The organism is Rhodococcus sp. NPDC057014 (assembly GCF_042673295.1).
GTDB lineage: Bacteria > Actinomycetota > Actinomycetes > Mycobacteriales > Mycobacteriaceae > Rhodococcus_F.
The window spans coordinates 18,901-32,597 of the sequence record NZ_JBHUSF010000075.1 but is presented as its reverse complement, the minus strand read 5'-3'; the positions used below and the strand labels follow the sequence as shown (position 1 = coordinate 32,597).

Genomic DNA, 13,697 nt, shown 5'->3' with positions numbered 1-13,697 from the left:
CTGTGCGTCAGTCCAGGTAGTCGCGCAGCACCTGCGACCGCGACGGGTGGCGCAGCTTCGACATGGTCTTGGATTCGATCTGGCGGATGCGCTCACGCGTGACGCCGTAGACCTGTCCGATCTCGTCGAGGGTGCGGGGCTGCCCGTCGGTCAGGCCGAAGCGCAGACGCACGACGCCCGCCTCACGCTCGGAGAGCGTCTCGAGCACCGACTGGAGCTGGTCCTGCAGCAGGGTGAAGGACACGGCGTCGACGGCCACGACGGCCTCGGAGTCCTCGATGAAGTCGCCGAGCTGGCTGTCGCCTTCGTCGCCGATGGTCTGGTCGAGGGAGATGGGCTCACGCGCGTACTGCTGGATCTCCAGCACCTTCTCGGGCGTGATGTCCATTTCCTTGGCGAGCTCTTCGGGCGTGGGCTCACGGCCCAGGTCCTGCAGGAGTTCACGCTGGATGCGGCCGAGCTTGTTGATGACCTCGACCATGTGCACCGGGATGCGGATGGTGCGGGCCTGGTCGGCCATCGCGCGGGTGATGGCCTGACGGATCCACCACGTGGCGTAGGTCGAGAACTTGTAGCCCTTGGTGTAGTCGAACTTCTCGACGGCACGGATGAGGCCCAGGTTGCCTTCCTGGATCAGGTCCAGGAACGCCATGCCGCGGCCGGTGTAGCGCTTGGCCAGCGACACGACGAGGCGGAGGTTGGCCTCCAGGAGGTGGTTCTTGGCGCGGTTTCCGTCGCGGCAGATCCAGCTCATGTCCCGGCGCTGGGCGGCGGGCAGCTTCTCGCCGGAGTCGGACAGCTCCTGCATGATCTGGGTCGCGTACAGCCCGGCCTCGATCCGCTTGGCGAGCTCGACCTCCTCTTCGGCATTGAGGAGGGCGACCTTGCCGATCTGCTTCAGGTAGGCGCGGACGGAGTCTGCGGACGCGGTCAGCTCGGCGTCCTTGCGGGCCTGGCGGAGCGCTTCGGACTCCTCCTCGTCCCACACGAAGTCGCCGGACGCCTTGTCCTTCTCGGACGGCTCCTCGGTCTCGTCGTCCTCGCCGACTGCGACGACCTCCACGACATCGGATTCGACCTCGGCGAGGTCGCCCTCGGTGATGTCGATGTCTTCCATGTCGGCGGAATCCTCGTCGAGGTCCTCGCCGTCCGCACCCTTACCGGCCGTGGCCTTCTTGCCGCCCGCCTTCTTCGCTGCTGCCTTCTTGGCGGGGGCCTTCTTCGCTGCTGCCTTCTTGGCGGGGGCCTTCTTCGCCGCTGCCTTCTTCGCGGGAGCTGCCTCGGCTGCCGGAGCGGTGCCGGTGGCTGCCGCTGCGACTGGTGCTTCCGGTCCTGACTCTGAAGTCGAATCAGCAGTCTGACGTGTATCGGTGGCTGCCACGTACGCCCTTTCGTGACGGTGTCGTGCGGCGTCACGCCAGAGTGGTCATCCGGCGGAGAGGTCTACTGGTTTCGCCGGCGCGCAGCCGGGCTCTTCCATTGTAACGACCCATCCGAAATAGTTACGGAGCGATGCCCGTTTCGACCGCGAGCGCAGCACCGACGATTCCCGCCGTGTTGAGCAGCGCAGCAGGTACGACGGGTGTCCTGTTGGTCAGATGGGGGATCCACTTCTCGTGTTTGCGGCTGATTCCGCCGCCGGCGATGAACAGATCAGGCCACAGGAGGTTCTCGAACCGGGTGAGGACCCGGCTGACCTCGGCGGCCCATTCCTTGTACGACAGATCCTTCTTCTCCTTCACCGAGGACGCCGCCCGGTGCTCGGCCTCCTTGCCGTCGACCTCCATGTGGCCGAACTCGGTGTTGGGAAGCAGCACGCCGTTGTGGAGGATCGCCGAGCCGATGCCGGTGCCGAACGTCAGGAGGATGACGACGCCCTTCGCGTCCTTGCCCGCGCCGAGTGCGTCCTCGGCCATCCCCGCGGCGTCCGCGTCGTTGAGGACGGTGACGCGCCTGCCGCCGAGTGCGTCCGAGAACAGCGCCCGCGCGTCCGTCCCGATCCATCCCTTGTCGATGTTCGCGGCGGATCGTGCGACGCCGCCGGTGACGACGCTCGGCAGAGTGATACCGACCGGTCCGTCCCATCCGGCCTGGCGGATGATCTCCGCGACGGTCTTCGCCACCGCCTCGGGGGTCGACGGCTGGGGGGTGAGGAGCTTGATGCGGTCGCCGATCAGCTCGCCGGTCCCGAGATCCACGACGCCGCCCTTGACGCCGCTGCCTCCGATGTCGACACCGAACCCCGTTTTGGTCATGGCGTGTGCTCCTCCGTGTCGACGACGACGTGTTCTCCGGGCGCGCTTCTGCTGCCCGTCACACTAGTGCGTCCACGCGGGTTCGGTGGGTGATGACGCGTGACGACGCCGTAACCCGGAAGGGGAGCGCGGAACGCCAGCGGTGGTGTGAGGCAGCGAAAGTGTGTTCCGATGGGTGTGTGCATGCACCCCAGAGTTCAGACACCGCGCCCGGCCACGTCGGCACCGATCCCAGACGACTGCTCGAGGTCGCCGTCGCGGTGGCCGAGGAGGCCGCCGCACACGTCCGGGCCCGGCGGCCCGAGGTATTCGGAATCGTCGGGACGCGAGTGGAATCCGGCGACGCCGTGGCGTCGAAGAGCACTCCCACCGACCCGGTCACCGTCGTCGACACCGAGAGCGAGCAGGTCATCCGCGACCGCCTCGCGGAGCTTCGCCCCGAGGATGCGATTCTCGGCGAAGAAGGTGGGGGAGAGGGCGATTCCGCCGCGGGAGTGCGATGGATCGTCGACCCGATCGACGGCACCGTCAACTTTCTGTACGGGGTGCCCGCGTACGCCGTCTCGGTGGCCGTCCAGATCGACGGAGTATCCGTCGCCGGAGTCGTGGTCGACGTGGCTGCGCGGTCGACGTACGCGGCGATGCGCGGCGGCGGGGCGACCCTCACCGACGCCGACGGCCGGGTGAGCACACTGCGGTGCAACCCCGTCACCGACGTGTCGATGGCGTTGCTCGCCACCGGATTCGGATACGGCGCGGCCCGGCGCAAGGTTCAGGGCGCCCTCATCGCCGACATCCTGCCGAGGGTGCGGGACATTCGCCGGATCGGCTCGGCGGCCCTCGATCTGTGCATGGTCGCGGCGGGCCGTGTCGACGCCCATTTCGAACACGGGCTCAGTCCGTGGGACTGGGCGGCGGGCTCGCTGATCGCGACCGAGGCGGGCGCCCGCGTGCGGATCCCGTCGCCGCACACGTCGAGCGCGGACGGTGAAGTGGTGGTGGCCGCGGCCCCCGGCATCGCCGACGCGCTGGACGCCCTGTTCGCCGAGATCGGGGCGGACACCCCGATCCCGGAGGGGTGACCGGCGGTCAGCAGCGGGCGGTGCGCGCCGCCTTCAGGAGGTCGATGTCGAGAGGTGCGGGCTGGGTGCCGGGCGGCGGATCCTTCAGGGACCGCAGCACCTCCTCCGCGTCGGCGTTCGGCGAGATCTTGCGGAAATAGGTTCCGAGGGCCAAGTCGACCGTGTCGTCGGCGCGGGTGTCCTGGATGAGTTCGGCGCACGGGGCCACCAGCCAGAGCGCGCTCGCCGCGGCGGCGCCGTTCGGGCCGAACCGCAGCTGCCCCTGGCACTGCATGTTCTGGTCGACGTAGATCGGGTCGTTGCCCGCCTGGACGTCGGGGGCGCTCGCGAACCCGTAGTCGCTCAGCTGGGCCGCCACCTGCGCCGCCTGGCCGTGTTCGCCGTTGGCGTTGAAGACGCGCACCTTCGTGGCGGACAGCGCGGCGGGCTCCACGTCCCGCAACGTCGACCCGTCCACCCTCTCGCCCAGCGGCTGCGGCGGCGGGGCCGCGGGGTCGACCGGCTGCGCCGCCGGTTGCGGAAGATTGCAGTCGACGGTCGCGGCCAGATCCTCGTCGTCGCCGAGCACGCCGATCCACACGACGGCGCCGAGCAGGGCGAGGACCGCGAACACCACGAGGATCGGCATCGCCCGCCGCCGCCGGAACGGACGACCCTTGTCGTCGAGCGGGCTGCCTTCGGTGATCAGTGAAACCACAGTGTGCCTCGACCTCTCCTACGAACCGCGCTTCGAACGTTGTCGCCCGTCCAGCGCACCGATACAGGGCCCGGCCACACGTCGTGGCGCAGGTTCGGCACCTACCTTAGATCCCTGCGGCGTCATAACCCCGAACCCGTCCCCGTTGTGGAATGTCACAGCTTGCTGTGGTGTTGGTGACGATTAGCAGACAATTTGCGCGATCGGTCGATTCGGTTACGACTTTTGTACTTCCTTCGGCTACTGTCTGGCGGCCCCAGTCGTTCAAAGCGTGCAGAACGAGGGTCGGCAGAAGATGACAAAAGAGGCGTAGATCATGTTTCCGGAGCCTGGTGTCCGGGCACGAATCCATCCGCTGCAGCGCGCTGCAGCCGCAGGGTGTGATCTGCGCCGAGGCGGTTTTCGTGTGGACAGGTCGACCGGTGATCGGTTCGGCGCGCCGCACGGGCCGGGATACACGGAAGAAGATGAGGGGAAGGCGACATGGCAACTGACTACGACGCACCGCGGCGAACAGAGTCCGACGAGGTTTCGGAGGATTCGCTGGAGGAACTGAAGGCGCGACGCAACGAGGCTCAGTCGGCTGTTGTCGACGTCGACGAGTCCGACACCGCGGAGTCGTTCGAACTGCCCGGCGCGGATCTGTCCGGTGAAGAACTGTCGGTGCGGGTCGTACCGAAGCAGGCCGACGAGTTCACGTGTTCGAGCTGTTTCCTGGTGCACCACCGCAGCCGGCTCGCCAGTGACGCGGGCGGAGTGCTGGTGTGCAGGGACTGCGCGGCCTGACCGGCGGCGAGTTCGCGAGGCGGACGGTGGGAGGCCCACCGTCCGATCAGTCTCCGTCCGTCTGCGGCCGGGCACGGTCGAGTGCGGCCAGCAACTGCGCGGGCCGGCGCGTGCTGATCAACCAGTAGGGGGTCGGGTCCTCGGGGTCGTCGAGCACGATCAGCGCCATCGGCTTGACCCAGACCCGGTGTTGCACGAACGCGGCGGGGTCGAGCTGACGGCCGAGAGCCGCACTCTTCGCCGAACCCGGAACCTCGGCGACCCGCGCGATGACGTCCACCGGCAGATGCGCCTGTCCGACGCGCAGGTGGACGCCGCCCGGTTCCTCGACGACCTCCACGCGCAGGCGGCTGAGCCAGACGAGCCCCCACACGGGTAGTGGCAGCAGCAGGACGTACGGCAGCCATGCGCGCAGGCCGGGCGCACCCATGTGCACCTCCGCGGCAAGCAGCCCGGCGACGAACAGGCCCACCGCCCACCACCAGACGGGCACCCACAGGCGCTCCGAGTACAGCACGGGCGAGGCGTTATCGGTGGGCGCGACTTCGGGCCGGGACGTTTCTGACACCCGACCAGGATAGTCGGTCTCTGAGAGTAGGCTCGGTGCACGTGAGCGACCTATCTCCCGGCCATTCTCCCGCCGCGACCCCCACCATTCCGCCCGTCGCCCTCCAGCGGCTGGACCCGGGCATTCCGGTTCCGCAGCGCGCGCACGACGGCGACGCAGGTGTCGACCTCTGCAGCACCACCGATGTGATCATCGAGCCGGGACGCCGCGTCCTCGTCGGAACCGGCATCGCGGTCGCGCTGCCGCTGGGCACCGTCGGGCTGATCCACCCCCGATCCGGGCTGGCAGCCAAATCGGGATTGTCGGTGGTCAACACCCCCGGCACCATCGACGCGGGGTATCGGGGCGAGATCAAGGTGTGCCTGATCAATCACGACCTCGAGACCCCGATCGAGATCCGGCGGGGCGACCGGATCGCCCAACTGCTCGTGCAGCGAGTCGAACTGGTGTCCTTCGTCGAGGTCGCGTCCCTCGACGGCACCACCCGCGGCAGCGACGGACACGGGTCGAGTGGAGGCCACGCCAGCCTCGTCGGCAATGCCAGTGAAGGAGCCTGATCATGTTCGGACGTCGTAAGAAGGCGGAAGCCGAGGCCGACCGGCCCGATTTCTTCGAGGACGCCGAGACGCAGGACGCCGACGACTTCGACGCCGCGGACTACGAGGACGACTACGACGCCGTGACCGAGGTGGACGGCGGTCCGTACGACGCCGACGACCTCGAGTCGGGCGCCGACCTCACCGTCGGCGAGGTCGGGACCCGCCTCGACCTCGGTTCGGTTCTCGTGCCGATGCCGCAGGGCGCCCAGTTGCAGGTCGAGATGGCACCCGACGGTTCGCCGCAGGCCGTGCATCTGGTCACCCAGCACGGGCGCATCACGGTGGCCGCGTATGCGGCCCCGAAGTCGCCCGGTCAGTGGCGGGAGGTCGCCGGCGACCTGGCCGAATCCCTGCGCAACGACAACGCGACGGTGAGCGTCGAGAGCGGACCGTGGGGACGTGAGGTGTTCGCCGTCACGCCGAACGCCGACCTGCGCTTCATCGGCGTCGACGGCTACCGGTGGATGGTGCGCTGCGTGGTCGCGGGACCGAGCGGTGGCAACACCGCCGACTCCGAACTCGTCGCGACCGCCCGGGCGATCCTGCGTGACACCGTGGTGAAGCGGGGAAACGAGCCGAATCCGGTCCGGACCCCGCTGCCGGTGGTGCTGCCCGAGGCCCTCGCCCAGCAGCTGGCCGCCGCCCACCAGCAGCAGCTGGCGCAGCAGCAGGGCGGTGCCCCGCAGCAACCGGCCCCGCAGCAGGCTCCGGGTCCGCAGGGCGAGCAGCAGCCGCCGCAGGCCCCGGCTCAGCCGCAGCAGCGTCGCGGCGAATCGGGTTCGGCGATGCAGCAACTCGGTCGCTGAGTCCGCGTCCGGTGGGGGACCGCGACGCTCAGGCCGTGTGCAGGACCGAGTCCAGGGCACTGAGGCACGTGTAGCCGAGGACCGCCGGGTCGGCACCGATCTCGTCCAGTGTGACCGTGACGAGACCCGCGTGCGGTAGTCGTTCGGACCAGGTCCGGGCGACCTCGAGGGGGTGCACGGCGTCGTCGGTGGCGGCGGCGATGCCCACCGGCACCGTGATGCGCTCGAGGTCGTCGAGACCGGGCGCGTGGTACCGCGCCGCCTCGTCCAGCGCCGCCGGGAGGTGCGGCCACTGGGATCGCCAGGATTTCGCCAGTTCCCGGCCCAGCCACGGCGGGCTGGAGGCGATCATCTCGGCGGTGACCTGTTCGAGGCCGTCCGCCCGCAGCCGGGCGGCGGTGAACCGGGCGCTGGCCGCGGCGGGGGCGTCCGCGGCGGTCCCGGTCCACGCGGGCAGCGCCGCGAGTACCCCCGCGACGCGATCCGGGTGTGATCCTGCCCACTGCAAACACACCGCGGCGCCGATGGAGACCCCTCCGACGAAGATCTTTCCGTGCTGCGCGGCGGCGCCGTCGAGTGCGTCGAGATAGCTGCCGACGACCCGCCGGGGATCGGGTTCGACTGCGACCGTACGCACTCCACGGCTGGTCAGGGGCTCGGTGAAGGCACGGGCGACGAAGTCCGCATCGGACCCGGTACCGGGGAGCACGACGGCCACGGACGGCCGGTCATCAGAGGGCATGAGTTGATCCTGCCTGGTGTGTCACAGCGGCCTTCCGGTGGTGTGGTTGCGGGGAACCAATGGGTCTACAGTGGCGAATACACAGCCCTACGAGCGGCGCGAAGATCTCGCGTCGCACATGCTCCAGGAGCGCGCAATGGCACCCGCCACGGCAGGATATTTTCGTCGGCTGACTCGAAGGCTCACCGAGGACCTCGAGCAGCTGGACGCCGAGGAAATGGCCGAGACGTCTCAGGCGTCCGGCGCACAACGTGCCTGCGACTGCAGCCGCGGTGAAGAGGTCACCATGCTGGGACGGCTCCGCAGTGTCGAAGCCTGTCCGAAGTCCGGAAACGCCAGCATCGAAGCGGAATTCTTCGACGGCACGGAACAGATCAAGCTGGTGTGGATCGGGCGTCGGCGAATTCCCGGCATCGAGCCGGGGAAGACCCTGCTCGTGCGCGGACGTGTCGGTGAACGCGACGGCCAGAAGGTGATCTTCAACCCGTATTACGAGCTGCGCGGCGACTCGTAGGGTCCGCCTCGTGTGGCACTCTCGTTGAGTGACCGAAACGAAGCAGCAATCCATACTCGACCAGCTCGGTGGTATCAGCGGGCTGATCTATTCGACCCTGCCCATCCTGGTTTTCGTTCCGGTCAACGGTGTGTGGGGTCTGGGCCCGGCGATCTGGGCGGCGCTCGGCGTCGCCGTCGCCATTCTCGTCTGGCGTCTCGTCCGCCGCAGCCCCATCCAGCCCGCGGTGTCCGGGTTCTTCGGCGTCGGCATCTCCGCGTTCATCGCCTACCGCACGGGCGATGCCAAGGGGTACTTCCTGTTCGGCATCTACACGAGCCTCGCGTACGGGGCGGTCTTCCTGGTCTCGATTCTGGTGCGCTGGCCGCTCGTCGGCCTGATCTGGGGATTCCTCAACGGCCACGGCAACCTGTGGCGGCGCCATCGCGGCGCGGTGCGCGCCTACGACGTGGCCACGGCCGCCTGGGCGCTGGTGTTCGCGGCCCGGTACCTCGTGCAGTCGCAGCTCTACGATTCGGACCAGACCGGCTGGCTCGCGTTCGCCCGCATCGCGATGGGCTGGCCGTTGGCCGGATTGGCTCTCCTGGTGACGATCTGGGCCGTGCGCCGCGCCGACCGGATCGTCGAACCGGGACCCGCCGAGGACGTGGGCGCACCAACGGACGACACGGAAGCGGGCGGCCCCCGCGAGGAACCAGACCGCCCCTGACCGGTTCCTGATGCAGGACCGTCGGGACGCTCACCGGTTGCGCGGGAGACGAATTCGGCGTTGGTCGCGCCGGGCGGCTACGAGAGCCCGACCGCCGCGCGCAGGTCGTCCTCGACGTCCACCGCGGCGACGAACAGCAGTTCGTCACCGCCCTCGAGCGGATCGTCCTGCTGCGGCACGATGACTCGTCCGCCGCGGAGAATTGTCACCAGCGCGGCGTCGCGGGGCAATTGCAGTTTCCGGACGGGTTTCCCGGCGAGGGGAGTGTTGTCGGGCAGCGTGACCTCGACGAGGTTGGCCTGCCCCTGGCGCAGTGTCATCAGCCGCACGAGATCGCCGACCGACACCGCCTCCTCCACCAGCGAGGCGAGCATCCGGGGCGTGGACACCGCGACGTCGACGCCCCAGGACTCGTCGAACAACCACTCGTTGCGCGGATCGTTGACGCGGGCGACCACGCGGCTGACCCCGAACTCGGTCTTCGCGAGGAGGCTGAGGACGAGGTTGGCCTTGTCGTCACCGGTGGCCGCGATCACGACCTCGTAGGTTTCCAGGGAGGCGGCCTCGAGGCTGCTCAGCTCGCACGCGTCGGCGTGGACCCAGGTCGCCTCGGGCACCGACTCCTGCTCGACGTGCTCGAGTTTGCGCTCGATCAGCATGACGTCGTGTTCGCTGCGGACCAGTTCGCGCGCGATCGAGCGTCCGACTGCGCCGGCTCCTGCGATTGCGACTCTCATCGATTGTTTCCGTTCGGGTGGTCGATCGTGAACATTCTCACTGCCGTCTCGGCTCGAAGCCGTCTCAATTGTCCGAAGGCGGGGGATTGCCCGCCAGTGCCACGGCCTCGGCCACCGTTCCCGACACGGCCGCGATGTACACCTGGTCGTCGGCCTGGAAGACCGTCTTGCGGTCGGGCAGGACACCGGTGCCGAAGCGGATGATGAACGCGACCCGCGAATTGGTCGCCGCCTCCAGTTCGGCGACGGGCCTGCCGATCCAATCCTCGTGCAGGGACAACTCGGTCACCGCGACGGTTCCGGACGGGTCGCGCCACTTGGCGGTCTGGCTGTCCCGGGTGAGGGTGTGCAGGAACCGGTCCGTCGACCACGGGACCGTGGCGACGGTGGGGATCCCGAGCCGCTCGTACACGGCGGCGCGCTTGGCGTCGTAGATCCGGGCGACGACGCGTTCCACACCGAACGTCTCGCGGGCGACCCGCGCGGAAATGATGTTGGAGTTGTCGCCGGACGACACGGCGGCGAATGCCTCCGCGCGCTCGATACCGGCCTTGACCAGCACGTCACGGTCGAAACCCATGCCGACGACGGTGTGTCCGGGGAAGTCGGGTTCGAGACGCAGGAATGCGGCGGGATCGCGATCGATGACCGCGACCTCGTGGCCGATCCGGGTCAGCGAGCCGGCGAGGGATGAGCCGACCCGGCCGCATCCCATGATGACCACATACACCTTGTACTCCGTTTCTGGGCTCCGGTTTCACGTCTCGAGTACGTGCGTGCCGAATCGAACCGTACAGTGCCCGGACGGAAGAGCAACCGGGACAGAGATCGCAATCCGGACACATTGGTGGGTGAGGGTCCAGGTTTTCTGCGGACGGCTTACGCTTTGGCAGTGTCAAAGCTCTCGACCGCCACAAAGCGGCTACTGCTAGGCAGACCCTTCCGGAGCGACAAGCTCGGGCACACGCTGCTTCCCAAGAGGATCGCCCTCCCCGTCTTCGCGTCCGACGCGATGTCGTCGGTGGCGTACGCCCCCGAGGAAATCTTCCTGGTGCTGTCGGTGGCGGGCATCTCCGCCTACGCCTACACCCCCTGGATCGGGCTCGCCGTCGCCGCCGTGATGGCGGTGGTCGTCGCCAGCTACCGGCAGAACGTGCACGCCTACCCGTCCGGTGGCGGCGACTACGAGGTCGCGACCGTCAACCTCGGTCCCACCGCGGGTCTGACCGTCGGCAGCGCCCTGCTGGTGGACTACGTGCTCACGGTGGCCGTGTCCATTTCGTCGGCGGCGTCCAACATCGGTTCGGCGGTCCCGTTCGTGGCCCAGCACAAGGTGCTGTTCGCGGTCGCGGCCATCGTCCTGCTGACCGCCATCAACCTGCGGGGCATCCGTGAATCCGGTGCCGCCTTCGCGATCCCGACGTACGCGTTCATCGCCGGCATGGCGCTGATGCTGCTGTGGGGCTTCGTGCAGATCTACGTGTTCGGCGACGACCTGCGGGCCGAATCGTCCGGGTTCGAACTCGAGGCCGAGGACTCCCACCTGTACGGGATCGCGTTCGCGTTCCTGATCGCGCGGGCCTTCTCGTCCGGGTGTGCGGCACTGACCGGTGTCGAGGCGATCAGCAACGGTGTTCCGGCGTTCCAGAAACCCAAGTCGCGCAACGCGGCGACGACGCTGCTGCTGCTGGGATCGATCGCCGTCGTGTTGCTGATGGGCATCATCATCCTGGCTCAGAAGATCGGGATCGTGTACGCGCACAGCCCAGCCGAGCAACTGATCGGCGCCCCGTCCGGCTACCACCAGAAGACGCTGATCGCGCAGATCGCGGAGACGGTGTTCGGCGGTTTCCCCATCGGGTTCTACTTCATCGCCATCGTGACGGCCCTGATCCTGGTGCTGGCCGCGAACACGGCCTTCAACGGCTTCCCCGTGCTCGGCTCGATCCTCGCGCAGGACCGCTACCTGCCGCGTCAGCTGCACACCCGCGGCGACCGCCTGGCGTTCAGCAACGGCATCCTGTTCCTGTCCGGGGCGGCGATCGCGTTCGTCGTCCTGTTCGGCGCCGAGGTGACCAAGCTGATCCAGCTGTACATCGTCGGCGTGTTCGTCTCGTTCGTGCTCAGCCAGACGGGCATGATCCGGCACTGGACCCGGCACCTGAAGACCGAGAACGATCCCGCGTCGCGCCGGCGGATGCAGCGCTCCCGGGTGATCAACTCGATCGGCCTCGCCATGACCGGGGCCGTCCTGATCATCGTGCTCATCACGAAGTTCGCGGCAGGCGCCTGGATCGCGATCGTGGCCATGGTCGCGATCTTCGTCGTGATGAAGATGATCCGGAAGCACTACGACAGCGTCGCGCGGGAACTCGAGGAACAGGAATGGGACGGGGTACTGCCCAGCCGCACGCACTCCATCGTCCTGGTCTCCAAGTTGCACATGCCGACGATGCGGGCACTCGCCTACGCGCGGGCGACACGGCCGGACACGCTCGAGGCGATCACCGTCAATGTCGACGAACCCGACACCCGGGCGCTCGTGCGGCGGTGGGAGAAGAGTGACATCGCGGTGCCGCTCAAGGTGATCGAGTCGCCGTACCGCGAGATCACCAAACCCGTGCTCGACTACGTGCGCCGCGTCCGGAAGGACTCGCCGCGCGACGTCGTCACCGTGTTCATCCCCGAGTACGTGGTGGGGCACTGGTGGGAGCAGATCCTGCACAACCAGAGTGCGCTGCGGCTCAAGAGCCGGTTGCTGTTCCAGCCGGGGGTGATGGTCACCAGCGTTCCGTGGCAACTGAATTCGTCCGAGAAGGCGAAGACGCTGAACATCGAATACACGGCCGGGGCCTCGCGCCGCGGCTACGAACCCGACGACAAGTGACGGACGAGAAGCGTTGAGTGAGAACTGGTCGGACCGCCACCTCGAGCTGCGGCTGGGAAATCCGGGGCACGGCGGGTTCGTCGTCGCCCGCCACGAGGGCCGTGTGGTCTTCGTCCGCCACGGTTTGCCGGGCGAGCGGGTGATCGCCCGGGTCACCGAGGACCGCGGCGGGTCCTACTGCCGGGCCGACGCGATCGAGATCCTCGACGCGTCCCCGGAGCGGGTCTCCCCGGTGTGCGCGGTGTCCGGCCCGGGTGGCGCGGGCTGCTGCGATTTCTCGCACGCGAGCCTGCACCTGCAGCGGGACATGAAGTCGCAGGTCGTGGCGGAGCAGTTGGCGCGGCTCGCGCACCTGCAGCGGGATGTGGTCGTCGAGGAACTGCCCGGCACGGGGGACGGCACGGGCTGGCGGACCCGGGTGCGGCTGGCCGTCGACCCGGGCGGCCGTCCCGGCTACCACCGGCACCGCAGTTCCGGAATCGTGACGGACCTCGCGTGCCCGCAGATCGAGGCTGCCGCCTACGACGGTGTGGGCGAACACGATTGGAAACCCGGCAGCGAGGTGCAGATCGTTCTCGACGGCGCGGGGGAGAGGCACGTGGTCGAGATCGCACCGCCGAAGGTGTCGCGGACCGGCCGCACGAGTCCCGGCCGGCGCGGTGCCATGGCGCGGCGGGCCGCCGGCGGTGCACCGCGCGCGGAGCGGGTGGTCTCGGGATCGGGCCGCCCGGTGGAGCGGGTCCGCGACCGGGAATGGGAACTGGCCGCCACCGGGTTCTGGCAGGCACACCGCGGGGCCGCCGAGGCGTATTCGGCGGTGGTCTCCGAATGGGCCGGGCTGTCCGCCGGAGACACGGCATGGGACCTGTACGGGGGAGTCGGCGTGTTCGCCGCCGCTCTCGCCGGGGGCACCGGGCCGTCGGGGCACGTGGATTCCGTGGAGTCCGCGCGCCAGGCCGTGGCGGACGGCAAGGCCGCGCTCTCCGACCTCCCGCAGGTGCGCTTGCACGCCGACCGGGTCGAGCGCGCGATCGCCGGGTTGGCCTCCCCGCCACGGGTCGTGGTGCTCGATCCGCCGCGTGCGGGTGCGGGACGTGAGGTGGTCGAGGCGGTCGCCGCCGCCGGCGCCGAACGGGTGGTGCACGTGGGGTGCGACCCGGCGTCGTTCGCCCGCGACATCGGCCTGTACCTCGGGCAGGGATATCATGTCGACCAGTTGCGCGCGTTCGACGCGTTCCCACTCACCCATCACGTGGAGTGCATCGCGTTGCTGACGCGCTGACGAAGTTCTTTACCGAACGCAACAATACGTATA

The 13,697-nt window shown here is 68.7% G+C and carries 15 protein-coding genes; 8 read left to right on the top strand and 7 right to left on the bottom strand.

Features of this window, described 5'->3' with window-relative positions; all coding sequences use genetic code 11:
* Positions 1 to 7: 7 nt before the first annotated feature.
* Together ACFTZB_RS17300 and ppgK are read right to left on the bottom strand one after the other, a co-directional pair.
* The gene (locus tag ACFTZB_RS17300) at positions 8 to 1,381 is read right to left on the bottom strand and encodes an RNA polymerase sigma factor (protein WP_378433178.1); all 1,374 of its coding nucleotides are present in this window, start codon (positions 1,379 to 1,381) and stop codon (positions 8 to 10) included.
* Between the two features lie 121 nt (positions 1,382 to 1,502).
* Positions 1,503 to 2,255 carry a polyphosphate--glucose phosphotransferase gene (gene ppgK / locus ACFTZB_RS17295; RefSeq protein ID WP_378433177.1) on the bottom strand — a complete coding sequence of 251 codons (753 nt, stop codon included), beginning with the start codon at positions 2,253 to 2,255 and terminating at the stop codon, positions 1,503 to 1,505.
* A 161-nt stretch (positions 2,256 to 2,416) separates the two neighbouring features.
* Here ppgK and ACFTZB_RS17290 point away from each other — a divergent pair, with 161 nt between their 5' ends.
* On the top strand, positions 2,417 to 3,337 hold the full coding sequence (locus ACFTZB_RS17290; protein ID WP_378433176.1) for an inositol monophosphatase family protein: 921 nt from the start codon (positions 2,417 to 2,419) through the stop codon (positions 3,335 to 3,337).
* Positions 3,338 to 3,344: 7 nt separating this feature from the next.
* Here ACFTZB_RS17290 and cei read toward each other — a convergent pair whose 3' ends face one another.
* Entirely contained in the window at positions 3,345 to 4,034 is a 690-nt protein-coding gene (gene cei / locus ACFTZB_RS17285; RefSeq protein ID WP_378433175.1) for an envelope integrity protein Cei, read from the bottom strand.
* Between the two features lie 483 nt (positions 4,035 to 4,517).
* Here cei and ACFTZB_RS17280 point away from each other — a divergent pair, with 483 nt between their 5' ends.
* Positions 4,518 to 4,820, top strand: coding sequence for a DUF4193 domain-containing protein (locus tag ACFTZB_RS17280; RefSeq protein WP_005240850.1), 303 nt, complete (start codon positions 4,518 to 4,520; stop codon positions 4,818 to 4,820).
* Between the two features lie 46 nt (positions 4,821 to 4,866).
* On the opposite strand, the gene ACFTZB_RS17275 is transcribed toward ACFTZB_RS17280, so the two are convergent.
* Positions 4,867 to 5,337 carry a DUF3093 domain-containing protein gene (locus tag ACFTZB_RS17275; protein WP_378433182.1) on the bottom strand — a complete coding sequence of 157 codons (471 nt, stop codon included), beginning with the start codon at positions 5,335 to 5,337 and terminating at the stop codon, positions 4,867 to 4,869.
* Between the two features lie 86 nt (positions 5,338 to 5,423).
* Between ACFTZB_RS17275 and dut the strand changes: the two genes are divergently transcribed.
* Together dut and ACFTZB_RS17265 are read left to right on the top strand one after the other, a co-directional pair.
* Positions 5,424 to 5,945 carry a dUTP diphosphatase gene (dut, locus tag ACFTZB_RS17270; protein ID WP_378433173.1) on the top strand — a complete coding sequence of 174 codons (522 nt, stop codon included), beginning with the start codon at positions 5,424 to 5,426 and terminating at the stop codon, positions 5,943 to 5,945.
* Positions 5,946 to 5,947: 2 nt separating this feature from the next.
* Positions 5,948 to 6,793, top strand: coding sequence for a DUF3710 domain-containing protein (locus tag ACFTZB_RS17265; protein ID WP_378433171.1), 846 nt, complete (start codon positions 5,948 to 5,950; stop codon positions 6,791 to 6,793).
* A gap of 28 nt (positions 6,794 to 6,821) precedes the next feature.
* Here ACFTZB_RS17265 and ACFTZB_RS17260 read toward each other — a convergent pair whose 3' ends face one another.
* Positions 6,822 to 7,535, bottom strand: coding sequence for an alpha/beta fold hydrolase (locus ACFTZB_RS17260; RefSeq protein WP_378433170.1), 714 nt, complete (start codon positions 7,533 to 7,535; stop codon positions 6,822 to 6,824).
* 136 nt (positions 7,536 to 7,671) lie between these two features.
* Here ACFTZB_RS17260 and ACFTZB_RS17255 point away from each other — a divergent pair, with 136 nt between their 5' ends.
* Both ACFTZB_RS17255 and ACFTZB_RS17250 read left to right on the top strand, forming a co-directional pair.
* Positions 7,672 to 8,049, top strand: coding sequence for an OB-fold nucleic acid binding domain-containing protein (locus ACFTZB_RS17255; protein ID WP_043825920.1), 378 nt, complete (start codon positions 7,672 to 7,674; stop codon positions 8,047 to 8,049).
* A gap of 28 nt (positions 8,050 to 8,077) precedes the next feature.
* Positions 8,078 to 8,758 carry a DUF3159 domain-containing protein gene (locus tag ACFTZB_RS17250; protein WP_378433168.1) on the top strand — a complete coding sequence of 227 codons (681 nt, stop codon included), beginning with the start codon at positions 8,078 to 8,080 and terminating at the stop codon, positions 8,756 to 8,758.
* 77 nt (positions 8,759 to 8,835) lie between these two features.
* Here the strand turns inward: ACFTZB_RS17250 and ACFTZB_RS17245 are convergent, their stop codons facing one another.
* Positions 8,836 to 9,495, bottom strand: a complete 660-nt coding sequence (locus ACFTZB_RS17245; protein ID WP_015890497.1) for a TrkA family potassium uptake protein — start codon at positions 9,493 to 9,495, stop codon at positions 8,836 to 8,838.
* A gap of 64 nt (positions 9,496 to 9,559) precedes the next feature.
* Positions 9,560 to 10,225: a TrkA family potassium uptake protein gene (locus ACFTZB_RS17240; protein ID WP_218268419.1), complete on the bottom strand. Its 666-nt coding sequence runs from the start codon at positions 10,223 to 10,225 to the stop codon at positions 9,560 to 9,562.
* A 162-nt stretch (positions 10,226 to 10,387) separates the two neighbouring features.
* Between ACFTZB_RS17240 and ACFTZB_RS17235 the strand changes: the two genes are divergently transcribed.
* Both ACFTZB_RS17235 and ACFTZB_RS17230 read left to right on the top strand, forming a co-directional pair.
* Positions 10,388 to 12,382, top strand: coding sequence for an APC family permease (locus ACFTZB_RS17235; RefSeq protein WP_378433165.1), 1,995 nt, complete (start codon positions 10,388 to 10,390; stop codon positions 12,380 to 12,382).
* Between the two features lie 13 nt (positions 12,383 to 12,395).
* Complete coding sequence (locus ACFTZB_RS17230) at positions 12,396 to 13,664, top strand: class I SAM-dependent RNA methyltransferase (protein WP_378433163.1); 1,269 nt, start codon at positions 12,396 to 12,398, stop codon at positions 13,662 to 13,664.
* The last annotated feature ends 33 nt before the right edge of the window (positions 13,665 to 13,697 follow it).